Origin of the sequence: Desulfogranum marinum (genome assembly GCF_016918565.1) — a bacterium.
Taxonomy (GTDB): domain Bacteria; phylum Desulfobacterota; class Desulfobulbia; order Desulfobulbales; family Desulfobulbaceae; genus Desulfogranum; species Desulfogranum marinum.
Window position 1 is genome coordinate 59425 of record NZ_JAFFQD010000014.1, and the last position, 25057, is coordinate 84481.

A 25057-nucleotide genomic window follows, 5' to 3' on the forward strand; every position below is an offset into this window, starting at 1 on the left:
ACTACATTTCCCGTTTTAATCGTTGTAAAAATTCCGTTCCTAGTTTGATGTAGGCTTTTGCCCCACTGGAACTTTTGTCGTATTCGATGATGGTTTGACCATGGCTGGGGCTTTCACTGAGACGTACATTACGAGGAATGACGGTTTTGTACACTTGGTCACCAAAGTGATTTTTTACTTCTTCCGCCACCGAGTGTGTCAGCTTGTTCCTTCCATCATACATCGTCAATAGAAGTCCCTCTATGTACAGTTCCCTGTTCAGTGTTTTTTTGACTCTACGGATAGTGGAGATAAGTTGCGCCAATCCTTCAAGTGCAAAATATTCACACTGGAGTGGAATCAGGATGGAGTCAGCCGCGGTAAGACTGTTCAAGGTTAGAATTCCCAGGGACGGTGGGCAATCAATAATGATAAAATCGAATTCTTCTTTGAGTGAACGGAGAACAGCTTTGAGTTTTTTTTCTCTATTTTCCTGAGAGATCAGTTCCACTTCCACACCAACGAGATCGATAGAGGAGGGGAGAACTGAGAGGTTTTTTAAGCGAGTTTTTTGAACACAGTTTTTTGCCTGTCCCTCATCTGTGTAACACGTGTAAATATTTGCACCTCCGTCGGTGTCAAAAACACCAACCCCACTCGAGGCATTACCCTGGGGGTCAGAGTCGACGAGCAGCACTTTTTTCCTTTTGGCAGAAAGAACAGCAGCCAGGTTAAGGGCTGTGGTGGTTTTGCCGACGCCACCTTTTTGGTTAGCCACAGCTATTGTTTTTGCGTACAACGTTATTCCTCTCTTGTTTCTAACTATATTGACGAAAACAACAAACAGTATACTATAATCAGGCCTGAGAGCATACATTTCTCTTAGGGATAAAATTAAAAAAAATGTTTCACGTGAAACATTGCACAGCAGGAGTGGGTGATGGAGTTTGATAGTGATGTCCTTATTATTGGCAGTGGCGTATCCGGTTTGTCGTATGCCTTAAAAGTCGCGAAGTTTGCAACTGTAACAATTGTCACCAAAAAGGCGAAAGCTGACACCGCTACCAATCTGGCCCAGGGCGGGGTGGCAGCCGTTTTGTCGGTAGAAGATTCGGTGGAGGCACATGTGAGGGACACTCTGGTGTCTGGAGACGGTTTGTGTGATGAGGATATTGTACGCACGGTCGCCACAGAAGGTCCGGACCGGGTACGGGAGTTGGTTGAGCTGGGGGTTGATTTCCATAAGAATGCAGACGGTACGTTTGACTTAGGAATGGAAGGCGGACACTCTGCGCGACGGGTTGCCCATTCCTATGATTTGACCGGGCGGGAAATTGAACGGGCCCTTTTGGAGCAAGTGGCGGCTAACCCAAAAATCACTGTTTTGGAGAACCATCTCGCAATAGATCTGCTGGTGGAATCAAAGGCGCTTGGTTCAAGTGTTGGGGGTAAAGAGGGGGAACGGTGTCTGGGCGCTTATGTGCTTGATCGCGAGTCTGGAAAGGTGGAGGTGCGACAGGCAAGGGTGACTGTTCTGTGCACCGGAGGGTGCGGTAAGGTTTACCTGTATACGACGAATCCGGATATAGCAACCGGTGATGGGGTAGCTATGGCATATCGGGCAGGGGCAAAGATAGCAAATATGGAGTTTATCCAGTTTCACCCAACCTGTTTTTTTAACTGGGAAGCGAAAAATTTTCTCATCTCTGAGGCCGTACGGGGGGAGGGAGGGGTTTTAGTCGATGACCAGGGTGTCCCGTTTATGAAAAAATATGATCATCGAGGTGATCTCGCAACCAGAGATGCCGTGGCCCGTGGGATAGATGCGGAGATGAAATCCAGTGGTGCAGACTGTGTGTATTTGGATATCACTCACAAATCTCCTGCTTTTTTACAAGAGAGGTTTCCGACTATCTACCAAACCTGCAAGCAATATGGGGTGGATATAACCAAGCGTCCCATACCTGTGGTTCCCGCTGCTCACTATATGTGTGGAGGGGTGTTGGTGGATAAGTGGGGACAGAGTTCGCTGGAGAATTTGCTCGCTTTTGGTGAAACGGCATGCACCGGGTTGCATGGTGCTAACCGGCTTGCCAGTAATTCTCTGCTCGAAGCTGTGGTGTTTGCCGATAAAGGGGCCGTTATGCTGGAAGAGAAGATAGACCAACTTCGCGCATTGAAAAGAGTCGCGGTCGAGCCATGGCGTACAGGAGAGGCGTCTTCCCTAGACGAATCAATTCTGGTGAATCATAACTGGGATCAGTTACGGCGCCTAATGTGGAACTATGTGGGCATTGTCAGAAATACGAAACGTTTGGACTTGATGCAGAGGCGTTTGCAGTGGATGTTGGACGAGATAAATGAACATTTTTTCGATTACCTCTTAACCCCGGACTTGGTGGAGTTGAGGAACCTAGCAGTTATTGCTGATCTGATTGTGCGTAGTGCTGCTCAACGAAAGGAATCCAGAGGGCTCCATTACACACTGGATTACCCCTCTCGTAATGATGAGACATGCCGTGTGAACACGGTCCTGCAACGAAAGGGGTAATCCTTGATGCATGGGGTGGGGGTTATTCGCCAAAAAGACCTTTTATCATCTTTAATCCTTGCTCCATTTCCTGCATCATCTCTTCTTGTCCTGGTTGGTTACCCTGTTGGTTGGTTGTAGGCACTTGCTGTTGTGCCGGTACTCCCATACCTGCAGGGTAGGGGGAAAGTGGAGCGTTTTTGAGTTGTTGAGCTCCGTCCGGCTGCTTGAGCTTGTCCATGATAGAGTGGATCATGGAGGTCATCATTGCTTCAGCTTCTTGATCATGGGTGATTACAATTTCTTTTGGTCCCTTGAAGGCGGTATCTGGAATAGCTGATGAGGTGTCGAAGGATGTGGCTGTGATAGTGGTAGACATCCCCATAACAGAGGTCTCGCTTCGAAGCATGATGTCGGTTGCATGGATGGTGTAGACCTTGGTGATACCGGCTATCTCTGTCAGATCGCAGGCGTGACCAAGAATTTCTTTGGCGTTTGGACGGCTGGTCCCGCCCATGCTCATAAGAGACGCGCCGAGTTCCTCAGCATTTTTTTCCACATTCCGTTTTTCTTCTTTGCTGAGTTTGTTGTATTCTGTGCTGAAAATTTTTGCTGGGTTGGTTGTTTTGTTACCCGTTCTTTCCTCTAGATCATAGGTCGTGACCCAGTCGGGAGTGACTATTTCGATGGTGTTCGTTTTGGTGGTCATTCCCATCATGGACATGGTCGTATCGTGGTGGGTTGCCCGTTGTTGCCCTTTGTTTTTGATGAAAAGTGTTTCTGAGCCTGTCTCATTGCCGGTTACCGCATAGTGGATAGTAGCCTTTTTAAAAGGCAGAGGCATATCCCAAGGGAGATCCTTGGCGCACAGCGGTAAGGTAAAGACGAAGAGAAGAAGAGTGACGGAGATAAAAAAAATGCGTAGCTTGTTCATTGTATTCCTTTTTTTGTGGTAGGATGGAGGTGGTGGATTGCTTTTTGTTTGAGCAAAACACTTAGTTGAATAAACTCTATATATTACTTAACAGGGTACCATTGTATATATGCTGACTGCAATACACTTTATAGCTGAGCGCCGAATAGAAAAAGCCATGGCAGAGAGCACATTGCCCGATCTTTCCCACTGGAAAAATAAACCCATGCCTAAGGACGACATGGAACATGTGCCCCCGGATTTAAGGATGGGATATCGAATACTGAAGAATGCCGGGTATGTTCCTGAAGAGGTCGGTTTACGAAAAGAAATACGTCAGACAGAAGATCTGCTCCGCCATTGTACAGATGAAAAGACTAAGTACAAGCAAATGAAGAAGCTGGAATATTTGCGATTCAAGCTGGAGTTTCGAATGGGGAAAAAACTTCGATTTGATGATCAATCCGATTATTACGAGAAAGTTGTTGGCTCTCTTACGGTCAAGGGAAAGTAAGAGAGCCTTTTTTATAGGTGCTCACCTTGGGCCGGATTGTAGAAAAAGGAAAGTTTCCAAACTGCCGGCGGCGGTAATGATGGTTAAGCGGTGCCGCAGTTGTGCAGGGTGTCGTGCTGCGTTTATCCACCCTGCGCGCTGCGTATTGAACGGGTCGCCGCCGAAAAAGGGGTACCGGTTATCTTTTTTTAGAGGGTGGTAATATCATTAAAAACGGTCTTTGCACCGGCAATTTTTTCACCGTTGCCGATGGTTGCTCGGTAAGCATTGTTTTTTAAACGATCAAATAGAGCGGCATACTCCCGGAGGTCATCAACACTGGTGGCGATAACCTCACTGATCCGCTGCTGTTTAAAGTTTGGCGTAACTCCTGAAAGGTATTCGTTGCGAGCCATTGCACCACGGGCAGCCGGTCCCTGATGCGGGGTAAGATTGCCGTAGGTGCCGATGATGAGTTGACTGAGCATGTCGCTGCTAACGTCAATGGAGGCGATAGTCTCTTGTATGGCATCGTAGGCAGCGTAGGTTTTATCGACCTGAGGATCTCGATAGCTCACGACTCCAAAGTTACCTGTTAAATGATTGAATTGAATAAAGCAGCCATAGGCCCCTCCTTTTTGACGCACCGTATTCCACAAGTAATCTCTCGAAATCCACGTTTTCAGCACTTCAAAACTACCCGTGTACTGATCGAGAGTTGGGAAGAGAGTGCATCCCTGAACGTTGTAAACCACTTCTGCAGAGGTGGAGAATGCCTGGCTTGCCGGCATCTCGATAAAGGCAGGTTGCACGTGTGTCAACGGAGCCGTATTCAAGGTTGACACAATGGCAGGGGCTAACTGCTGAAAAGTTGCTATGTCTTGCTGGTCTGCAGTGATGGAGATGACTAAACCCTCTTTGTTGAGCAACGTATCCTTAATGACCCCAAGTGCGTGTAGAAAAGATTCCTCCATTTGGTCGTAGTTTAAGGCAAGGTGCTTGAGTGTGAGGTAAGCGTGTGCGCCATTAATATATTCATTGTATTTCCCGGCAAGACTGAGATGAGAAAACACTCTGGTCGAGGCCAGCGTATATCCTTCACTTTGTACAGAGTGCTCAGCCCAGGCATATTCCCGTTGCACGATTTCGCGGATGCGCTGCCGATTCGTGAGGTTAACGTCGGTAAAGACCTCAGCAAGCAGGTTGATGGCTCTGTCCAGGTTGGTGGAAAGCGACTTGAGATGAAACCACTGGATGGGGCGGACGATGTCGCGGGAGCCGGACTGGAGGTAGGTGTTAAATGAATGAGAGAAGCCACCTGTGTAGATATTTACATCTTTTGTGAACTGCATGTAGTCTTTATCTGCAGTACCGATTTCGGTGAAAATAGTGCCGAATATGTCCAGGTAGGGGAGCAGATCTGCTGAAAGCCCTGAACAGTCCAGCCCAAAATCCAGATAACAGATACCATTGGTTGGTAAATCGTTGACAAGCAGTTCCGTGTCAGCCAGATGTTGGGCTGTTACTACATATTGTTCGGGCTTCGGGTCGAGATCCTTCACTTTAAGCCTGGGAAGCAACTGGAGACTGGATTGAGAGTTAGGGGTGGACTGCAGTTGTATAAGCTCATGGGTCCGGTTTACAAGGGATTGCCGTTGTTGCTCGTTGAGATGCTGTTCATATTTTTCCAGACGTGCCTTCTCCTGGGTAGCATTCTGCTGCAGTTTATCCGGATCCGGAGTGAGGGTCACTATGGCGGATGCCTGATTGTCAAGAAGATATTCTTGAATGAGGTATTCAAAATACCCGTTCTCAAGGGCATCCTTTCGTATCTCTGCAAACAGTTCCTCTACCTGGAGGGCGGAAAAAGGGTCAAGGCCATATTTCATGGCAGGGAGAGCTTTACTGATGAGGTCTAGCCCTCTTTGAGCCTTGTTCATTTCCTCCCGTACTGAAAATTCATATTTGTTGAGTTCTGAGAGGACAAGTTCCGGGTCAAGTTTTTGCTCGACCATGGTGGCAAGGGTTTGCTTATAAAGTTTGAGAAAGGTCTCTCTTTTTTCGGGGTCTGAGCCAATGAGATAGGTCATCATGATAGTGGTATAGGTGGAGTTATCCAGGAAAAGACCACCAAAATCATGACAGAGACGTGCCTCAATGATAGCATTTTTTAGAGGGGAGGCATCGGAGTTGAAGAGAATATGCGCGATAATTTGAAAGGCTGTATTTTTTTTCCGTTCGTTCGCCGTGCCAACGATGCTGCTTACTGCAAGGAATGTTTTTTGCGCGAGGTCTGTGCCGGGTTGGACAGGATAGCGGGCTTCTTTGAAAACGGTTTTCTGAATGGGCTCTCCCTGGACAATTTCAGCACGAGGAACAGGTTCAGCAAATTTGCTGAGAAAGTTGGTTTCAATAAAAGCAAGCTCTTCTGTAAGTGAAGCATTGCCGTAAAAGAAGAACGTAGCATTAGCCGGATGATAATGGTCGTGATGAAATTGAACGAATTCTTCGTAGGTGAGGTCGGGAATAGCTACCGGGTCACCACCGGATTCGTGAGCATAGGTTGAACCGGGCAATAAGCCCAGGTACGTTTGGTGAAAAAGGGAACGAATGGGATCAGAAAAAGCACCTTTCATTTCATTGAGCACCACCCCGGAATACTCGATTTTGTCTTCTAGCTTTTCAATGTGATAGTGCCATCCTTCCTGTTCGAAGGTGGTTTTCTGCAGCAGGGGATGGAGTGTAACATCACAGTAAACATCCATGATGTTGAAGTATTCTTTACTGTTGCGAGTGGCAAAGGGGTACCAGGTCGTATCAGCACCTGTCATGGCGTTGAGAAAGGTCATCAGCCCACCTTTGTTTATTTCACCAAAAACATCATGGACAGGATACTTTTTTGATCCCATGAGCACAGAGTGTTCGAGAATGTGGGCAACGCCTGTGGAATCTTCAGGAACGGTCATAAAGGAAACGCAAAAGGTTTTGTTGGGATCGTTGTTTTTTATGGCAAAGGCTGTGCAGCCAAGAGTGTTGTGCTGGAAACGATAGACCGTGGAGTGTATTTCGGAGATATTCTGTTTGTTGATAAGGGTGAAGTTACTGTATGTGTTACCTTGGATAAAATCAGTCATGGTCAATGGTGTTTAAATAGTTTTAGGGGAATCAAGCAGCAGGGTAACTGGGCCTTGGTTGGTAAGGGTAACATCCATTTCCGCCTGAAAGGTGCCGGTTTGTGGAGGAAATCCGATACGGGTGCACTCTTCTATAAAGTCAAGATATAATTGTTGTGCCTTCTGCGGTGGAGCTGCAGACGACCAGGATGGGCGACGACCTTTCCGACAATCACCATACAGGGTGAATTGAGAAACGACAAGTAATTGACCGTTCACATCATTGAGGGATAAGTTCATGATCCCATTATCGTCATCAAAAATGCGGAGATTAATAATTTTTTCGGCCAGCCATTTCACATCCTTGTCAGTGTCGTTTCCGTGAACGCCTAGAAGGATTAGGAGTCCTTGTTCTATGGCTCCGGTAACAATATTTTCTACCTTTACATTTGCTTGGGAAACCCTTTGAATCACAGCTCTCATTGTGTACCGTTTATTGTTGGTTATGGAAAAGGGAGGAAGAAAGAAAAGAGGGCTCTACCGAGGCACCTTTTCGTGAGACGGTCGTTGAAACGACCATACAGTTACCGCTTCTTAGACGGGACTGAAGCGTATTGATGACCCGCAGCCAAGACATACTGGGTTATGGCGACGGCCGCAATCGTAGCTGTTTCTCCCCGTAAAATAGAGGGACCAAGTGAAAAAGGAAGAAATCCGAAATCAAGGAGCGTGTCAACCTCCTGCTGGTGCCATCCACCTTCCGGACCTATGCAGATACAGATGGGCCCTGGTTGACTGCACATATCAAGGGGGAGAAGGGTCGAACCTTCTTTTTCCCATGCTATATATTTGTGGGTATAAGGAGAAAAATCTACTTTTTCTAATGAAGTCTGCCCGGCAATGTGCATGGGGGTAGGGCGTTGAGACTGTTTGCAGGCTTCGACCATGATTCGCTGCCATCGTGCATGGCGGTTGTCATTTAGAGCTTTGTGGTCACAAAAGCGGGTATAGAGGGGAAGGAGGTGTATCACTCCCAGTTCGGTAGCTTTTTGAACTACCATTTCCATTTTTTTTCCTTTGAGGACACCTTGAGCCAAAGTGATTGGAAAAAGCGATTCCTGCTCGACTTGTTTCTTGTCAATCACCGCCGCACGAACAGATTTTTTTCCGGTCACGTCAAGGGTGGCCAGGTAGATGTGACCCGATCCATCAATAAACTCCACCTGCTCTCCAGGCTGGAGACGTAACACTGTGGAAATATGATGGGCCTCGGGCCCTGTAATGGTGATACGGTTATTTTGAATTGATTCAGGTGTAATGAAAAATCGGCGCATGGAATGTACTTGAACAGGTGGTTTGGAGAAGAATAATTGCAATAGCCTAACCCACTCTAATTACTCTGCCATGTGGATGCAACTGGGAACATAGAGGGAGTATAAACGAAAAAAGGGCACGCCTGTTTCCAGGGTGCCCTTTGAAAAATACGTGCAACCTGCACGCGTATCTTATTTAGCTTCAGCCGCTTTTGCCAACAGGTTTTTTCACCTGTTCTTTTGTCTTATCAATGGCTTTGTCTGTTTCTTGTTTGGCTGCATCTGAGGCGGAGTCGACTGCTTTGTCGACCGTATCTTGTACGTGTTCTTCAGCGCTCACGGCGCTGGGTTTGGCACCTCAGCCACTCGCTCCAGTAGGCTTTTCTACTTCGCTAGCGCTCCCGGCGCTAGGTTTGGCACCTCAGCCACTACTGGCGTGTACATTTGGTACCGAAATACCTCCTGCACCGATCAGTCCGGCAACACTGAGCCCGGCAAGTAGTTTGTGGAGTTCTTTTTTCTTCATAACATCCTCCCTGAAGGAAATTAATGAGGGGAAAAACAGATAGAGAATACCTATAGCTCATTGTTTTTCCATGGAGTTAATATATTCAAAAAGAAAAAGAAGTCAAGGCTATGTATGGGGCAAACACATAGATGAGGTGACGGACAGTGGCGGTTCTCACTTTATTTTTTGGTACTTGATGATTGTATAGGTAATAGGGCCTATAGATTTGGCCATCCCGACAACCTGAAATCTTTTGGAAGGGATATCAGGGAAAAACGTGTCCCCTTGAAAGTTCTGTTCGATAAGCGTAATCAACAGTGCGTCTGCCTTGTCCATGGCTTCTTTGTAGACCTGGGCACCACCGATAATGAAACTACGGCGGTGTTGTGTACAATAGGACAATGCCTGTTCCAGGCTGGGGACAAAAAGACAGCCAGCGGACAAACCTTTTTTTTTGCTGGTAATGATAATATTTTGTCTACCAGGTAATGGGCGGCCAATGGACTCGAAGGTTTTTCGCCCCATGATGATGGGAGATCCCATGGTGACATGCTTGAAAAAACACTGCTCAGATGGAATGTGCCATGGAATGGAATTTTTGTGGCCAATGACATGGGAGGGCGTCATGGCTGCAATAATGATTATTTCCAAAAGAAGACCTAATTGAGCTAGAGAACAATGAGAGCTTGCAAAAAAAAGATGATTTATTTTAAGGTGCTTTTGTTTTTTGAGCAAGTAAAGCCGGACAAATTTGATGGAGAGGAGTGTTCTTTATGCGATTTTTAATATATGGAGCTGGGGCTTTGGGACAGGCCATTGGCTGCATGTTGGCGACCGACGGACACGAGGTGGACCTCGTGCTGCGAGAGCGTTTTCAAAAAATTCTTGAAACAAATGGACTGAAGGTAACTGGTATCTTCGGCGACTACGAGGTCGCGCCGGGCAGGTTAAACCTGGTGACGAATCTAAATTGTCTGGACGGGAGTCTATATGAGTATGTCCTCATTACAACCAAGGCATATGACACGGAAAATGCTGTGAAGGACATTGCCGGCCTCCATGGGTTTCAAGGCACGGTTGTCTCTATGCAAAACGGTTGTGGAAACATGGAGCAGGTCGAAGCTGCTTTCGGCTCCAATCGTAGTTTGGGAGCAAGGGTGATAACAGGGTTTGAGATTGAACGTCCCGGCATTGTCAGGATAACTGTCTCAGCCGATGAGGTACATGTGGGGGGGTGCCGACAAGGACATATTCCAGGGACAGCGGTTCGGTTTGCAGAGGCGGTTAACAAAGCTGGACTACCTTGTTGTGCCGTGGATGATATCCATAAGGACCTTTTTGCTAAGCTGCTCTATAATTGCGCGCTTAATCCTCTGGGGGCGATATTAGGGGTACATTATGGAGCGTTGTCTGACAGTGTTGATTGCAGGGAGATCATGGACCGGGTGATTGAAGAGACCTTTATGGTTATTGATGCCATGGGATTTGCTACGCACTGGCAGGGGGCAGAGGTGTATAAGGAGATTTTTTATGATAAGTTGGTTCCTGTAACCTATGATCACCGGCCTTCAATGTTGCAGGATATTGAGCAGGAAAAACCAACCGAGGTGGAGGCTCTGATTGGTTATGTGGCTGCACAGGGAATGAAAAGCGGAGTGGCTACGCCTACCTGTGATATTCTTGCAGCACTCGTTCGTTTCAAAGAAAAGCAAACACGGTGAATAAAAAGCATGAGTTGATCGTGTCAATCCCGTCTTGAATCCTCTACCTGGGAGGGTTGAAAAGAGATGTCAATAAAAGAAAGACGCTTTGCTTGCGTGATAGGCAAGCAAAGCGTCTTTTTGGGAGAAGGAGTTCGTAGAAAGAAAGATGTTAATTTTGGGGTGGTTCTATCGGCGGTTCCTGCGCCTCATCACTCTGTGGGGCCATACCAAGACCAAGGCGTAATTTTGTATCGATATCCCTGAGCATATCCGGGTGCTCTGTGAGAAATTTTTTGGCATTTTCTCGTCCTTGCCCGATCCGTTCGTCCTGATAAGAGTACCAGGCACCGCTTTTATCAACCAGCCCATGTTCAACTCCGAGATCAAGAAGATCTCCTACTTTGGAGATTCCTTCTCCATACACCATATCAAACTCAGCAAGTTTAAAAGGCGGAGCGACCTTGTTTTTGACGACCTTGACCTTGGTCCGATTGCCAATAACTTCCTGCCCGTCCTTGATTTGAGTCATCCTTCTTATATCGATCCGGATGGAACTGTAGAATTTAAGGGCATTACCACCGGTTGTTGTTTCAGGGTTACCGAACATGACACCAATTTTCATCCTGATCTGGTTGATGAAAATGAGGACGGTATTGGTTTTTTTCAAAACGCCTGCAAATTTTCGCATGGCATGGGACATGAGCCTGGCCTGCAGGCCGACATGCTGGTCACCCACATTGCCATCAATTTCTGCACGTGGTACCAGCGCTGCAACCGAGTCTATGACAATGACGTCAATCCCGCCACTTCGCATCAGGATTTCGGTGATTTCAAGGGCCTGTTCGCCGAAGTCTGGTTGGGAAATCAAAAGGTTGTCCACATCGACACCTAAACGCTCAGCATAACTTGTGTCCAGAGCATGTTCCGCATCAATGAAGGCTGCGTTTCCTCCCAGTTTTTGTGCCTGGGCAATAACGTGGAGGGCAAGGGTGGTTTTTCCTGATGATTCCGGCCCGTAAATTTCTGTGATCCTTCCCCGGGGAAATCCTCCTACTCCCAGCGCAAGATCAATTGAAAGAACACCGGTGGGGATAGCGGGAATATTTTCCCGTTCATCAGATCCAAGGCGCATGATGGAACCTTTACCGAACTGACGCTGTATTTGAACAATTGCATTATCAACACTTTTTAATCTGCCTTCAGCAGCAGTTTCCTTGGACACAGCCATGGGATCTCCTTAGCGTGGTTATTTCAATTTTCGAGAAGAGCTCGGCGTACAGTATCAAGTGCAGTGTACGCTGTTTTTTCTTGAATCTGAGTACGGGTTCCAGTGAAGTGATATAATGTTTCCTTCACTTTGTTGTTATGAAAAAGACCGACATACACAGTTCCGACTGGTTTTTCATCGGACCCGCCTCCTGGTCCGGCAATGCCGGTTACCGATACAGCAGTACTGCATTTCAGTTTCGCAGCCAGTCTTGCTGCCATGGCTCTTGCTGTTTGCGGGCTAACCGCTCCGTAGTTATGAAGCAGGGCATGATCAACATTGAGCAGCGTCTCCTTAAGCGCATTGGAATAGGCAATAACACCGCCGGCAAACCATTGTGAGCTGCCTGCAACCTGGGTTAATTTGGAGCCAATCAAGCCGCCTGTGCACGATTCGGCAACGCAGAGTAATCCTTTTCCGGCTTTTTTGAGCATAAGATTACCGACAGTCTCAGCCATGGACTGCCCACCTGTAGCGTAAAGGTATGTCCCGAGAGATGATCGAATGGCCTCATCAGTCGCGGTAAAGAGTGCTGCGGAGGTCTTTTGGTTATCAGTCGTGATCGTCAAGCTCACATGCACTTCACAGCCAACCGGATAATAGCCGATTTGGATGGATTTTGTTTCTTCCAGGTTGACCAAGCGTGCATTGATTTCGGTTTCCGGCAGGCCAAAGGTTCGGTACAATTGCTGACATACGTGTTTGCCCGGCTGTGGGTACCATTCCTGCAGCGCGGGGAGGACTTTGTCGGTGAGGAGATGTTCCATCTGGGATGGTATACCGGGCAGAAAAAACAAAGGTTTATCGGCATGGGGCAGCAAGTAACCAGCCATCCGGTAGGTCTCGTCGAGAATGGTTGCGTTCTCTGGAAGCCAGGCAAGCTTTTGTACAGCAGCTCGCTTGCAGGCATCCATATTTGTCAGCCGTTTTTCTATATTGGCAACCACTCGGCTATGCATTACTCCTTTGAGCTGGAGTGACTCGATAACGGCTTGGTTGGTTAGGTCATCAGTTGTGCAGCCAAGACCACCGGTAACGATAACAAAGTCAGCCTGTTCAAGACTCTGCTTTATCGTTGGCCCTATGAGCGCAAATGAGTCGCCAATGGTGTGGATGGATCGGATCACATGGCCGGCTGCATGAAGCTTTTGGGCTGCATACCCACTGGTTGTATTGTTAATCCTGCCGGTTGTCAGCTCGTCGCCGATGGCAATTATTTCTCCTATCATCTGTTTCGTCTCCCTTTTTGAACAGGGGGTACTTTACTTGTTAACCTGGTTTTCCTCAAGCACCTCTTCAGCAATCCTGCCGATTGGTTGGCTTTGATCAAATTCAGTAAAGCTGACAGGTACCACCTGGTGGATCAGGTGAGTGGGGCCTGAAAATAGCAAGGGAATATAGTTTTCAGAAAAACCCTGTAAAAGACCGCTCTTTTTATGACGCCGTTCCACAAGCACCTGACAGTCAGTGCCAAGTTGTTGTTTGTGAAACTTATTTCGCAGTTGTTCGTCCAGTTCACGTAACCGTTTGACGCGTTTGTTTTTTACAGGTCCGGATATTTGATTGCGGAAAGAAGCTGCCAGAGTACCCTGGCGTTTGGAGTAGGGGAATACATGCAGGTAGGTAATTGGTAGATCATGTATGAATTGGTAGGTGTTTTCAGCCTCTGAATCGGTCTCGCCAGGGAAACCGCCAAGAATGTCACAGCCGATAGCTGCATGTGGGATGGCTGTATGGACAGCCTGGACAGCTTCCTGAAAAGCGGTGGTCGTGTATTGGCGGTACATGCGCCGTAATACATTGTCATCGCCACTTTGCAGGGGGATATGGAGATGCGGCATGAAGTTGTTGTGGTTCACCACCAGATTCAATAATTGATCGTTGACTTCGGTGGGTTCAATGGAGCTTAATCGAATTCGCAGTGCAGGAAACTGAGTACAGAGACGGTCAAGTAAAGAGTAGATGTTTTCTCCTTCATCAAGATCAATCCCATACTTACCTATGTTTATACCGGTAATAACTAATTCCCGATATCCTTCTTCCTGAAAAACGGCTGCCTGGTCAAGAACTGCCGCAATTTTGAGGCTCCTGCTCGGTCCTCTGGTGTAGGGGACGATACAGTAGGTACAGAAATTATTGCATCCGTCCTGGACACGTAGATAGGCTCGGGTACGCCCTGTAAAGCGTTTGACCGGTAACTCGCAGATATCCTGTTGATTGCTGATTTTTCCCATGAGCACGATCAGGTCAGGAGCAGTCTCCTTGAGAGCCGTGTCCACGATGAGGTGTTTATAATCATTGCCTACCACACACCCCTTGTCGCCGACAATGTCCAGGACAATTGCAGGATCCATTTGGACGTAACACCCGGTAACAATGACTCTTGCTTTTGGGTTGGTCTGCAGGGCACGGCGAATAAGCTGGCGAGATTGCTGACCTGCTTTAGCGGTTACGGTGCAGGTATTGATCACATATATATCTGCTTTGTCCGCAAAAGGCACCAATGTACAACCTGCTGCCTGAAATCCGCTGGTAAAGGAGGCTGACTCAAATTGATTGACTTTGCAGCCAAGGGTGGTGATGGCGATTTTTTTCATGAACAAGGGGGAACTATTGATCTCTATTGTTGATATTTCTCTATTATACCGCTGCCGATCAACTTGTCACCATCATAAAATGCGGCATACTGGCCCGGAGTGATTGCCCGTTGCGGTTTAGCAAAAACGACTCTACCACGTTTGCGGTCTGCCAACGTCAACTTCGCCCTGACAGGTGCGTGGCGGGAACGGATCTGTACAGCACCTTGCCATGGGAACAGCGTTGGTTTCCTGAACCATTGCAGGGAATGGACGGTAAGTGTTTCGTGCAGGAGCTGTTCAGTTTTGCCGACCACAATTTGATTGTTTGTCGCGTCAATGGCGGTGACATACCACGGAGTTGCATCTGGTATTCCGAGCCCTCTACGTTGGCCAATGGTGTAACGCCAAATTCCTTGATGGCCGGCGAGGCAGGTGCCGTTGGTGGTAACAATCTTACCTGGGCGTTCTTTGAGTCCTCGGGAAGCAAGAAAAGAATGCAGATCACCAGAAAGAAAACAGACATCTTGGCTTTCCTGACCCTGGAAGTCAAACCCCATGGATTTCGCCCGTTGATAGGTGTGTTGTTTGCTCCATCGGGCAAGGGGAAAAATATGGCTATCGAGCTGCCGAGAATCGACCCGACAGAGGAAGTAAGACTGGTCTTTCAAGGGGTCGGGTGATCTGACGATCAATGATTGCCCTTGGCTGGCGCTAATCTGTGCATAATGACCAGAAGCGGTTTTCTCCATTCCTGCAGCCAGCATTGCGCGTAAAAATGAACCAAATTTGATATATTGGTTACAAAAAATACATGGGTTGGGAGTCAGGCCCTGGCGATACGACGAGAGGAAATAATGGATGACAGTCTCCGTAAAATGGTTTTCCATTGCGATACACTCGAGCGGTATCTGCAGTGTCTCTGCCACCCTGGAAACCCTCTCTTGCTGAGCTTCCATTTCCGGGACGGGGAGAAGCATGAAAAAACCGTAAACAGCATACCCTTGCTCTTGGAGAAGAGCAGCAGCAACCGTAGAATCAACGCCTCCACTCATTGCCATGCCGACTTTTATTTTTTTGTTGTTGCCCATGGTGTAGTGTTTTTTGTGGACACCCTGTTTGTCTTTTGTGCATCAAAGGAAAGAAAAAAATGATGCACCTGGGTGGCAGGATTAGTGGAGAAGCAGTTGGTGGAGTGGAGGTACCGTGTTGAGAGATGAACCGTCACGATAGGTGGCGGTTATGTGCAAACTGAACCTGTGCAATAATCGGTTCAACTCATACCATGGAGCCTGTGATCATCGGGTGAAGGCTAGAGCAAGGATTTAAGAACATCGCATTCACGACAAATGCTCATCTTTTCTTTCCATGTCTTGTCCATTGTACAATCACAAAGGGTACCGCTGAGAAACCAACAAAGATGACCGGCTTGAAATTCCCAGGCAGGGCAGTTTTTTTTCTGATCGCATTTTTTTTGGACCCAGCAGTCCCTACGCTTATTATGTACATTATTACGCTGGTGAACTACTAAGAAATAGAGTTGCCGTTCCACATGGATTGGGATTGAACGCCAGCCTTGCTCATAACTTTGTACAGCCTTTAATGACACTCCAAGAAGTGCCGCAAGCGCTTTCTGGGTTTTACCTAGCTTGGCTCTAAACTGAATAAATGTTTCACGATCCATATCTCTTTCCTACTATTCGATCTTTATGATTTTACCAATACCACAAGGTGCTGGAGGCAGCAATTTATTTCTTCTGTTGATGGGTAGCTTTTTAATGACCTGCATGCAGTCATTGACCGTTGTTAAAATTGATGTTCATCCGGAGTAAGATTGTGTAGTTTGCACCCCGTAGGCGACCATTTTTACAATGGACTGATCTGTCAGTGTAAAACCTTTATCCTGCAATTGGTTATTGGTAATCTCAAAGTCTTCGCTACCTGCAGGAGATATGAGGCATCGTAGATGCAGACGTATAAAAAACATTTCAAGCTTTCGGTAACGAATCAAATTCGGTAAAATAGCCGATCCCGAAGGGCGTTGAAGGTGAGAAAAAACAGGTTCACCCAAACACTGAGTAGAACTTCAAATCAAGCACTATTACTGAGTGATACTTGACAATGTCTGAACAACCCGAAACGAACAAACCACACGGCACCGGTTACTCACGCGTGATAAAGGCTTTTTATTGTTCCATTGCCGGAATAAGGACGGCCTGGAAGCATGAGGCTGCTTTTCGTCAGGAGGTAATGCTTTGTATACTGCTTTTTCCCATAGCTGTTATATTTGGTAAAAGCGGCATTGAAAGGGCGCTTTTAGTGAGTTGTCTTTTTCTTATTCTCATTGTGGAGATTATAAATACTGCTGTTGAAGCAGCCATAGACAGGATTGGTGCTGAACGAAATCCTTTGTCTAAACTGGCTAAAGATCTCGGGTCTTCTGCTGTATTTCTCTCCATTGTTCACTGCATTATTGTGTGGCTGTTTGTTTTTTTTTTTAAGTGATTAAAAAGATGGAGTTTTATTGCCCTGGTCATTTGACTCAACGAATTAAGGTGTTATAATAAGAGTAAGCTTGTGGACAGTAAGTTGCTGAGCAGGGCTACTGCTATCCTTTTCACTAAAAAGAGGAGGTGTAAATGGCTGTTAAAGTATTGATCAGAAGAAACATGTCCGAGGATAAGCAACCAGAACTTTCGAAATTACTACGAGAGCTCAGAACCTTAACCACAAACAGAAAAGGCTACATTTCAGGAGAAACTTTTGATCGGTTTGATAAACCTGGAGAAAGTTTGGTTGTCAGCACGTGGCAATCTGCTGATGATTGGCGAGAATGGGTACTCTCTCCTGAGCGTCAGGCGATACAGACTAAGATTGATGCCTTACTTGGCGAAGAAACCACTTATGAAATCTTTGAGTATTCGTAAAGCGTTCTGTATATGTTTATAAATCAATTATGAAGGAGGAGCTGTCGCAAGCTGCCTGAAAATGATTGAGTGGATGGTAACGGTTTATTGCAGGTAGTTGGCAATAAACCGTTTTTTTTTGGGATGAAATGAAGTTAGCAAGCTGGTTTATAGACTGCTATTGAAGCAACTGTCCGCAACAGGGCTCTGGTCCGGGGAGAGGAGGTGATGGACACTTCATCTATGAAACTGAAAAAATATTTTACATTTCATTGAAATTACTTATATTATTTGCAAGAGGTCCTCTTGGACAAAAACAGAGAGCAGGGTAACTTACCTCTCTTTATAGTAACACCGGCATCATGACGGAGAATGTGGCCTCCAATATCAGGTGGGTCAAGACCATAACAGGAGAAGGTGGTATATGAGTAGCGAAGTGCATGTGAAAAATATCGGTTTGCGGGGTGTAACTGTTGCCGATTCGGCAATTAGCTTCATCGATGGCGAAAAAGGCGTACTCATTTATCGCGGCTACCGCATAGAAGATCTTGCTGACAATTCCTCGTACCTGGAAACAGCGTACCTGCTCCTTTATGGGACCTTGCCCACCATTGAGCAGGGGGAGAAATTTGTCGAAAGGGTCAAAGCAGCTCGCCGGCTTCCTGAGTTTGTTTATCAGGGCATGAAGCAGTTTCCAGCAGATGCAGAACCTATGGACATATTACAGGCCGTTGTTCCTATGCTCTCCATGGCTGATGAGTACGGTGATACTTTTGAAAGAGAGAAAAATATCGATCGTTCTATCGGTTTGATTGCTAAATTACCGACCATAACCGCAGCCTGGCACCGGATTCGAAATGGCCTGGAACCTTTGCCGCCAGACCAAAGCCTTGATCATGCAGCTAATTTTTTATGGATGCTGCAGGGGGAAAAACCGAATGCAGCAACCGCCCGTGATCTGGACATCTGTTTAGTGCTGCATGCTGACCATACCTTTAACGCTTCGACCTTTGCCGCACGGGAAGTCGTTTCTACCAGGGCTTCCCTCTATGCCGGAGTTGCCGCAGGACTGGGAGCTCTTTCGGGAAGTTTGCATGGCGGAGCGAATAGCAGGGTTATGAAAATGCTGCTTGACCTGGAGCATGAGACTGACATAGCTGCTTGGGTGAAAGAGTGGATAGCACAGGGGCATAAGATTATGGGATTTGGGCACGCAATTTACAAGACAGGTGACCCGCGAGCTGTGTATTTGAAGAAAATGGGGAAGAGGCTGGGAGAGCAAACAGGACAAAATTGGTTCGCTATCTCTGAGCAGGTTGAGCGAGCAACCCTTGCTGAGTTTACTCAAAAAGGAAAAACAACTATTTTGCCCAACGTTGATTTTATGAGTGCTCCTGTCTATTACATGATGGGCATCCCACTGGACTTGATGACTCCGATTTTTGCTATTTCCAGAGTGGCAGGATGGTGCGCACATATAATCGAGGAGCAGTTTGCAGATGCCCAGGGCAAACCGGCTCTCTATAGACCTAAAGCGGAATATGTAGGCGAGTACTGTGGTTTAATGGGATGCGAATACTCACCGCCTGCTAAGCGGAAGTAAAGCTGCATGATAAAGTATGCGCCTGTAAGCCGTTATAAAGGTCGTTACCACGTTTGAGAGCTCAGCTCCACGATATTCTGTGTTATCAGACGAATACAGGCGTCAACGCTTGCTGTATGGTACTTGAGCCCTCGGCCTGCCCGTATCTCATCGAGCGCTGTTTCTATGCCAAGCGATGGGCGGTAAGGCCGATGGGAGGATATGGCCTCCACCACATCGGCTACGGTTAGAATTTTCGCTTCCAGAAGAATCTCGCCATCTTTAAGGCCGCGTGGATAGCCGGAACCATCCAGCAACTCATGGTGCTGATATACAATTTGCGCTACAGGCCACGGGAACTGAATATTTTTTAAAATTTTATAACCGACTTCCGGGTGGCATTTGATGACTGCCCGCTCTTGGGCAGAAAGGGCTGTCGGTTTGGCCAGGTATTCAGCCGGTACTGATATTTTTCCGATATCATGAAGGATAGCTGCAAAATGCAGCCCCTCTAGCCGGTCATCACTCAATTTTAATTCCCTGGCAATAGCACATGCAAGCTCATCAACCCGGAGTTGATGACCGGCTGTATAAGGGTCACGCTTTTCTGCTGCCGAAGCAAGCGACTTGACAGTCTCCTCCAGACTTGATCGTAACCTCTTGGTACTGTTCTTCAGTTGTTGCATTACAGCCTTACGTTCGGTTACATCCCTGGCAACACCTCGAAATACAGTGAAACCTTCTTTGTCGCTGATATCACAGATAGGGATGGCGTTGAATTCGATGACAACCTTTTTCCTCTCCTCTGTCAGGCAGGGTACTTCAAAGCCGTAAAATGGTTTTTCTTTAACCAGCAGCTCTTGAAAGGTGGTCTCTATGTGCTGTTTTTCTTGCGGAATGCAGAGGTCGGTAAGGGTTTTTCCCAGGATTTTTTCGGCTTTATAACCGAGAATATTTCGCACGTTAGGGCTTGAGTAGGTAAAGTAGCCGGTATGGCTGATTTCCCATATCCAGTCGCTTGTTGTTTCTACCAGTGAGCGGTAACGTTCTTTACTTTTTTCGATATCTTTGATGAGACGACGTCGCTCCTCCCAGATACGAACACGGACTCGGTCTGCCAAGATGGTATGGCGAATACTGTAGAGAGCCAAGAGGATGGCAGCGACCAGAAACAGGGTAGAGACAGCGGTTAATCGTTTGCGTATTTTTGCTATCTGGGCTTGAACTTCTTCCAGGTAAACTCCGGTACCCAGTACCCATCCCCATGGTTTGAATAATTTTACATAGGAGAGCTTTGGGGAGATTTTTTCCGGTTCATCCAGCCATTGCCACATATATTCCACATAGCCTGCCCCTTGTTGCTGAGCAATTTGGACAAATTCGATGAATATTCGTTTGCCTGTAGGATCCTTAAAAGATGTGCTGTCATCCCCTTCCATATCCGATCGATACGGGTGTACCACCAAGCGGTGATCAAGGTCGTTAATCCAGAAATAATTCATGGCGTTGTTGCCATAACGGAAATGACGAATAATGTCAATTGCTTGAAGTTGCGCTTCTTCACGGGTGAGAATGCCTTCCTGTTCCTTGGAGTGATATGTGGCAAGAACATTCCAGGTAGTCTCCACGAGTTCCTTGATCATCTCACGCTTACCAGCCATGAAGTTTTTTTCAAGCGAAGGGAGGATGACCAGAAAAATAGAGACGATAAAAAGAAGAATAGTAAGGAGTGCTGGTAAGGCAATACGCAGGGAAATAGCTCTCGAAAGCTGTTGCATCCCTTTATTTTCCATATACAATCTCCTGCAAAGAACTATTATGCGGCTAAATATAAAATAGTTTAAAATAATAAGCGTAAATACTCATGGGGGTGCCTGTGAGTAGCAACTAATAAGCCTTTAAATAAATATGTATCAACAGCTTAATATAATCAATGGTGATCATGAAAATTAGCCTGACCGGAAGAATAGAATACTATAGCAGTAATGAGAAGTTATTTGCAAATTGTGCTTGACTTCTTAAAGATCATTCTGTTTTACTTACCCAGTTACATTTCAGGTTCCATAATGGATGAAAAGGGAACTCCGTGTGAACCGGAGACGGGCCCGCCGCTGTAACCGGGGACGAAAACTGCATAAATGTCACTGATATATACATATCGGGAAGGCGCAGCGAGTAGAATGATCCGGAAGTCAGAAGACCTACCTGAAGTGCGAAGTGATCTTTTCTAGGCACGTGAAGACGCTTTCGATACGAGGGCTATTAGGGCATCCCCGGATCATAATGTGTGGTCCGGTTTTTTTATTTCCGGACGAGCAAAACGGTTTCAGAGCGGGGAAAATAAACTGAGCCTGAGAGTGCTGCGTCAGGGTGTCCGTAATTTTACCGCTTCTATTGTATCATTATCACCTGGGACTTTGAAAAAGAGTTTTTCAGGGTGCCTATCGTTTTTGCTCCTGTTTCCGTCTATTCTCTGTGGGTGTGGAAAGAAACAGCATGGTTGCCGGTTCCAATCCCAGTAAGTCAGACAGCACCGGAGTTCTTCTTTTATTGTCATGTCCACTGATGAGTGGGGAGTGTTTGCCGGCGCTACCAACTCAAGCAGTTCCTGAAAGAACCCGTGATTATGGGATGGAGCGTTTTCCTTGCCGTCTTGTTCTAAGACGTAGTTGCATCTTGCCATCGCCTGATTGGCAGCTTTTAGATGCTCGTGAATCCGCGCTTTAATTTGCATCCAATGTTGACTGAGCTGTGAGCTTGTTTATCTCTATACGAAAGGACGGTTGACCTGCCGGCAAGAGGAGGCAGGGTGGAAATGAGTGATGAAGTCTATTTTTTTCGGATAAGCAATTGAAATGAAATCTTCAGCAGAGAAAATCAACAAAAATACTGAGGTAAGTTATCTGGATGCTCATTTACACTTGCAGGATCAACGTCTTCAAGCACAATTGCCATCGGTCATTGCTCGAGCTGGACAAAAAGGAGTAGGGCGGTTTTTTTGTAATGCTACCTCGGAAGATGACTGGACTAAGGTAATTGCGCTTGCCGGGACTATTCCCGAGGTTATACCTTTTATCGGTATCCACCCTTGGTATGCAGATTCAGTAGCCGAGGGGTGGAGAGAACGTTTATGTTTGCTGCTTGAGCAGCAGAGTTGTGGAGTGGGAGAAACAGGGCTTGATAAACGTTGTCCGGTTGACTTTACCCGCCAGGTTGCACTGTTTAAGGCGCAGGTTGATCTTGCTCTTCAATACCATCGTCCTCTGGTCGTTCATTGTGTAAGAAGCTGGGGGCCGGTGGTCGATATTATTGAGCAAGAGTTTGCCGGGGAAAGTGCACCTCCTGTTATGCTGCACTCTTACTCAGGTTCTGTTGAGACCATGCGGAGATTGGTTACGGCTGGTGCCTACATCTCTTTTTCCACACGCTTGCTCGGCAGAGATGAAAAAAAAATTAAAAAGGTGCTGGTTGAGACACCGGTGGAAAGAATATTGCTCGAAACCGATTCCCCCGATCAGTTGCCGGCTGAATGGATGGCGAAAGGGGAACGAGCATACAATGAACCAATGTGGGTGGCGGACCTGTACCATCAGGTTGCGCAATTGAAAAAGATAAACGTAGAAGATTTAAAGGTATCTCTCTGGGATAATGGAAAGATTTTTACGCACGCAGCAGCTTCTCGGCGATAGTGGATTCAGAAGACTGCAATCAAGCAGAGTGGTTGTGATTGGGCTTGGCGCTGTTGGTGGCTATGCTGTAGAAGGGCTTGCCAGGGCCGGTGTGGGCAGCCTGCGTCTATTTGATTTTGATACCATTCAGCCCAGTAATATCAATCGACAAATTCTTGCTCTGGAATCAACACTGTATCAACCCAAAGCCAAGGTAGCTGAAGAAAGAGTACGTGCCATTAATCCCAATTGCCTGGTGGAAGCGCAAGAGGTCTTTGCTGATCAGGAAACGCTTGCCACTATTTTGGATCCTGTTCCGGATCTTGTTATTGATGCGATTGACAGTCTTAATCCCAAAATACAGCTGCTTTCAGAAGTATATAAGAGAGGCATCCCTCTTCTTTCCTCCATGGGGGCTGCTTTACGAACGGATCCCAGAAAAATTGCTGTGGGAGATATTGCCGAAAGCCGTGGGTGTCCGCTTGCGAAAAGGGTGCGTAAAAGGCTGAGACGTGTAGGGATAGAAACCGGCATTCGCTGCGTGTTTTCTACCGAAAAAGTTACTTTTACCTACACGCCACCCGTGTCTGATCCAAACGTACCACCTGCAAATATCTATGAAAATCGTGGACGAAAACGTGTTATCCTTGGTAGTCTGCCGACCTTGACCGGTATCTTTGGCTTGATTTTAGCCAATGAAGCCATTTTGTACCTGTCAGGAGGAAGTGAAGAAGGGGACAACATGTCCACCACAACACCTCATTAACGGTTCTTTCTGTGTATCTGCTCACGGGTCCTCATGTTTGGACAGTCGCGCTATTGCGCGGGTACGCGAAGACTCCGGTAGCCTCTCTATGCGTGAAATCGTGACCGTCGAAAGAGGTAAGCGACCAATGCGACACTCCGTGGGGTGCCTGTGAGGAGAACCTTTCTGTTAAACTTCCTGTTTTGTAACTGTTCAGCAATACCCCGCCTGCGCACCATCAGTCAGGAAAACATCGCATGACTATCATTATCCAGCCTGTGTGTACGCATCTGGATGAAAGGGGTGCTCTATTGCAATGAGCCATTATTTTTTTGATTTGAAGTGGAAGGAGTGAATACATGATTACATTTGACGATTATTCGGATGCATACGATGCCTGGTTTCAGAAAAATCAGGCTATTCTTGAATCAGAGCTGCGGCTGGTTGCGCATGTGTTGGGCACTTCTCCGGGAAAGACCCTGAGTGTTGGTTGCGGCACAGGGCTGTTTGAGCAGCTTTTACTCTCAGAATATGGTGTTTCCATAACAGAAGGGGTCGAGCCTTCCGCACCCATGGGGGAGATCGCCCGTAAACGTGGTATGACTGTTACCGAAGCAGGTGCGGAGCAGATGCCGGTCGAGGATGGATTATATGACACGGTGATGTTCAATGGTTCGCCTGGATATATTGCCGACCTGGATGCGGCAGTGAGAGAAGCGTACCGTATTCTCAAGCCAGGCGGACGGGTGCTGCTTATCGATGTACCGGCGGAAAGCTCTTACGGGATTCTGTATCGTCTCGGCGGTGCTTATGGTACCTGGAATGATGACCGGTTGCGTGGGGTACTGCCCCGCGATCCATATCCGGTTGAGTTAGCAGGTGGGGCTAACTGGCGGCCGACTCAGGATAAAATTGATGCCGCATTAAAGGCTGGGTTTACCGATCTTTTCTATGCGCAAACGCTGACACGACATCCTTGTTTTTCCGATACAACACCACAGGACCCTGTCCCTGGGTATGATTCCGGAGACTATGTGGCAGTATGTGCAGTCAAACCCTGAAACCACCTAAAAGAAAAGAGGAGGAGTCAGGTGTTGTGCCCATCTCTTCTTTTTATCAGCGTTGTTTGGCAGCATGTGCTGGTGAGTGGGAGGTGGCAGCAACGCATCCGTTTGTTCAAGGGTTGGCCGGCGGTACCTTAAGTAGTGCACAGATTCGGCATTATTTGATCCAGGATGGCCTGTACCTGCAGAATTATGTACAGGTCTGCCGTATTCTGGCTAAGCGAGTTTCAACAATGACCGATAAACAGTTGTTTATCGATTCAGCCCTCCTTTCTGAAGAGGCGGAGTTGGGCATTCAGGAGCAACTTTTAGGTGAACTGGGGCTGAGCTGGGGAGCAGAGCCTCCGGGAACTGCTACCCGAGCTTATATCCATCAAGAAAGCAATGCGGTCAAGCATTCTTCCGTATTGGTCGCATTGGCTGCGGCAACTCCATGTACCGTCTTGTATGCCGAGGTGGGAAGGCGGTTGGCCATGCGGCCGGAAACAAAAAGGAATGACCATCCCTTTCGCCTCTGGTTGGACCTGTATGCAGATGCGGCGGTTCAGGAGATGGCAGCACAATGGATAGAATGCCTCAATCGTTATGCACTGGAAACTGATTTTCCGGAACAAGGGGAAGCCGTCAATGCCTTTGTTGCCAGCATGCAGTGCGAGGTTGATTTTTGGGAACAGGCGTGGCAGGCACGGTGAAGGTG

General features: G+C 47.1%; 24 protein-coding genes and 1 riboswitch. Of the genes, 10 read left to right on the forward strand and 14 right to left on the reverse strand.

The genetic code is table 11. The features are described 5' to 3' along the window. Position 1: 1 nt before the first annotated feature. Complete coding sequence (locus JWH17_RS09705) at positions 2 to 778, reverse strand: ParA family protein (protein ID WP_232371016.1); 777 nt, start codon at positions 776 to 778, stop codon at positions 2 to 4. A gap of 141 nt (positions 779 to 919) precedes the next feature. Here JWH17_RS09705 and nadB point away from each other — a divergent pair, with 141 nt between their 5' ends. Next, positions 920 to 2530 (forward strand): L-aspartate oxidase, encoded by a 1611-nt coding sequence (nadB, locus tag JWH17_RS09710; protein WP_205222410.1) that lies wholly within the window; start codon positions 920 to 922, stop codon positions 2528 to 2530. Between the two features lie 22 nt (positions 2531 to 2552). Here nadB and JWH17_RS09715 read toward each other — a convergent pair whose 3' ends face one another. Then, entirely contained in the window at positions 2553 to 3443 is an 891-nt protein-coding gene (locus JWH17_RS09715) for a hypothetical protein (protein WP_205222411.1), read from the reverse strand. Between the two features lie 109 nt (positions 3444 to 3552). Here JWH17_RS09715 and JWH17_RS09720 point away from each other — a divergent pair, with 109 nt between their 5' ends. Next, entirely contained in the window at positions 3553 to 3936 is a 384-nt protein-coding gene (locus JWH17_RS09720; protein WP_205222412.1) for a DnaJ family domain-containing protein, read from the forward strand. A 188-nt stretch (positions 3937 to 4124) separates the two neighbouring features. Here JWH17_RS09720 and JWH17_RS09725 read toward each other — a convergent pair whose 3' ends face one another. The 5 genes from JWH17_RS09725 to JWH17_RS09745 form a co-directional block, all read right to left on the reverse strand. Beyond that, positions 4125 to 7049, reverse strand: coding sequence for an insulinase family protein (locus JWH17_RS09725; protein WP_205222413.1), 2925 nt, complete (start codon positions 7047 to 7049; stop codon positions 4125 to 4127). A gap of 12 nt (positions 7050 to 7061) precedes the next feature. Beyond that, positions 7062 to 7511: a D-aminoacyl-tRNA deacylase gene (gene dtd, locus JWH17_RS09730; protein ID WP_205222414.1), complete on the reverse strand. Its 450-nt coding sequence runs from the start codon at positions 7509 to 7511 to the stop codon at positions 7062 to 7064. A gap of 101 nt (positions 7512 to 7612) precedes the next feature. Beyond that, positions 7613 to 8362 (reverse strand): RsmE family RNA methyltransferase, encoded by a 750-nt coding sequence (locus tag JWH17_RS09735; protein WP_205222415.1) that lies wholly within the window; start codon positions 8360 to 8362, stop codon positions 7613 to 7615. A 181-nt stretch (positions 8363 to 8543) separates the two neighbouring features. Continuing rightward, entirely contained in the window at positions 8544 to 8867 is a 324-nt protein-coding gene (sbtA, locus tag JWH17_RS09740) for an SbtA family thio(seleno)oxazole RiPP natural product precursor (RefSeq protein ID WP_205222416.1), read from the reverse strand. Between the two features lie 156 nt (positions 8868 to 9023). Then, positions 9024 to 9500, reverse strand: a complete 477-nt coding sequence (locus tag JWH17_RS09745) for a dihydrofolate reductase (protein WP_205222417.1) — start codon at positions 9498 to 9500, stop codon at positions 9024 to 9026. Between the two features lie 122 nt (positions 9501 to 9622). Here JWH17_RS09745 and JWH17_RS09750 point away from each other — a divergent pair, with 122 nt between their 5' ends. Further along, positions 9623 to 10570 (forward strand): ketopantoate reductase family protein, encoded by a 948-nt coding sequence (locus JWH17_RS09750; RefSeq protein ID WP_205222418.1) that lies wholly within the window; start codon positions 9623 to 9625, stop codon positions 10568 to 10570. A 151-nt stretch (positions 10571 to 10721) separates the two neighbouring features. On the opposite strand, the gene recA is transcribed toward JWH17_RS09750, so the two are convergent. From recA to JWH17_RS09775, 5 genes are all read right to left on the reverse strand, one after another. Beyond that, positions 10722 to 11780, reverse strand: coding sequence for a recombinase RecA (gene recA / locus JWH17_RS09755; protein WP_205222419.1), 1059 nt, complete (start codon positions 11778 to 11780; stop codon positions 10722 to 10724). Positions 11781 to 11803: 23 nt separating this feature from the next. Further along, positions 11804 to 13048, reverse strand: coding sequence for a CinA family nicotinamide mononucleotide deamidase-related protein (locus JWH17_RS09760; RefSeq protein WP_205222420.1), 1245 nt, complete (start codon positions 13046 to 13048; stop codon positions 11804 to 11806). A 33-nt stretch (positions 13049 to 13081) separates the two neighbouring features. Next, the gene (mtaB, locus tag JWH17_RS09765; protein ID WP_205222421.1) at positions 13082 to 14416 is read right to left on the reverse strand and encodes a tRNA (N(6)-L-threonylcarbamoyladenosine(37)-C(2))-methylthiotransferase MtaB; all 1335 of its coding nucleotides are present in this window, start codon (positions 14414 to 14416) and stop codon (positions 13082 to 13084) included. 23 nt (positions 14417 to 14439) lie between these two features. Further along, entirely contained in the window at positions 14440 to 15486 is a 1047-nt protein-coding gene (gene mnmA / locus JWH17_RS09770) for a tRNA 2-thiouridine(34) synthase MnmA (protein WP_205222422.1), read from the reverse strand. 221 nt (positions 15487 to 15707) lie between these two features. Further along, positions 15708 to 16079 (reverse strand): helix-turn-helix domain-containing protein, encoded by a 372-nt coding sequence (locus JWH17_RS09775; RefSeq protein ID WP_205222423.1) that lies wholly within the window; start codon positions 16077 to 16079, stop codon positions 15708 to 15710. 437 nt (positions 16080 to 16516) lie between these two features. On the opposite strand from JWH17_RS09775, the gene JWH17_RS09780 reads away from it, so the two are divergent. The 3 genes from JWH17_RS09780 to JWH17_RS09790 all read left to right on the forward strand — a co-directional run bounded on the left by JWH17_RS09780 (position 16517) and on the right by JWH17_RS09790 (position 18904). Then, positions 16517 to 16900 carry a diacylglycerol kinase gene (locus tag JWH17_RS09780; protein WP_205222424.1) on the forward strand — a complete coding sequence of 128 codons (384 nt, stop codon included), beginning with the start codon at positions 16517 to 16519 and terminating at the stop codon, positions 16898 to 16900. A gap of 134 nt (positions 16901 to 17034) precedes the next feature. Next, a complete protein-coding gene (locus JWH17_RS09785) occupies positions 17035 to 17322 on the forward strand; it encodes an antibiotic biosynthesis monooxygenase family protein (RefSeq protein ID WP_205222425.1) in 288 nt (95 codons plus the stop codon). 403 nt (positions 17323 to 17725) lie between these two features. Further along, positions 17726 to 18904, forward strand: coding sequence for a citrate/2-methylcitrate synthase (locus JWH17_RS09790; RefSeq protein ID WP_205222426.1), 1179 nt, complete (start codon positions 17726 to 17728; stop codon positions 18902 to 18904). Positions 18905 to 18948: 44 nt separating this feature from the next. On the opposite strand, the gene JWH17_RS09795 is transcribed toward JWH17_RS09790, so the two are convergent. Together JWH17_RS09795 and JWH17_RS09800 are read right to left on the reverse strand one after the other, a co-directional pair. Continuing rightward, positions 18949 to 20676, reverse strand: a complete 1728-nt coding sequence (locus JWH17_RS09795) for a cache domain-containing protein (protein ID WP_205222427.1) — start codon at positions 20674 to 20676, stop codon at positions 18949 to 18951. A 246-nt stretch (positions 20677 to 20922) separates the two neighbouring features. Then, positions 20923 to 21106, forward strand: a riboswitch (cobalamin riboswitch). Between the two features lie 142 nt (positions 21107 to 21248). Next, entirely contained in the window at positions 21249 to 21617 is a 369-nt protein-coding gene (locus JWH17_RS09800) for a hypothetical protein (RefSeq protein ID WP_205222428.1), read from the reverse strand. Positions 21618 to 21738: 121 nt separating this feature from the next. On the opposite strand from JWH17_RS09800, the gene JWH17_RS09805 reads away from it, so the two are divergent. The 4 genes from JWH17_RS09805 (at position 21739) to JWH17_RS09820 (ending at position 25052) form a co-directional block, all read left to right on the forward strand. Further along, positions 21739 to 22572 carry a TatD family hydrolase gene (locus JWH17_RS09805; protein ID WP_205222429.1) on the forward strand — a complete coding sequence of 278 codons (834 nt, stop codon included), beginning with the start codon at positions 21739 to 21741 and terminating at the stop codon, positions 22570 to 22572. Further along, complete coding sequence (locus JWH17_RS09810; RefSeq protein ID WP_205222430.1) at positions 22532 to 23317, forward strand: tRNA threonylcarbamoyladenosine dehydratase; 786 nt, start codon at positions 22532 to 22534, stop codon at positions 23315 to 23317. Before JWH17_RS09805 ends, JWH17_RS09810 begins: the two co-directional genes overlap by 41 nt. 338 nt (positions 23318 to 23655) lie before the next feature. After that, complete coding sequence (locus JWH17_RS09815) at positions 23656 to 24357, forward strand: class I SAM-dependent methyltransferase (protein WP_205222431.1); 702 nt, start codon at positions 23656 to 23658, stop codon at positions 24355 to 24357. Beyond that, a complete protein-coding gene (locus tag JWH17_RS09820; RefSeq protein WP_205222432.1) occupies positions 24339 to 25052 on the forward strand; it encodes a TenA family protein in 714 nt (237 codons plus the stop codon). Before JWH17_RS09815 ends, JWH17_RS09820 begins: the two co-directional genes overlap by 19 nt. Positions 25053 to 25057: the final 5 nt, after the last annotated feature.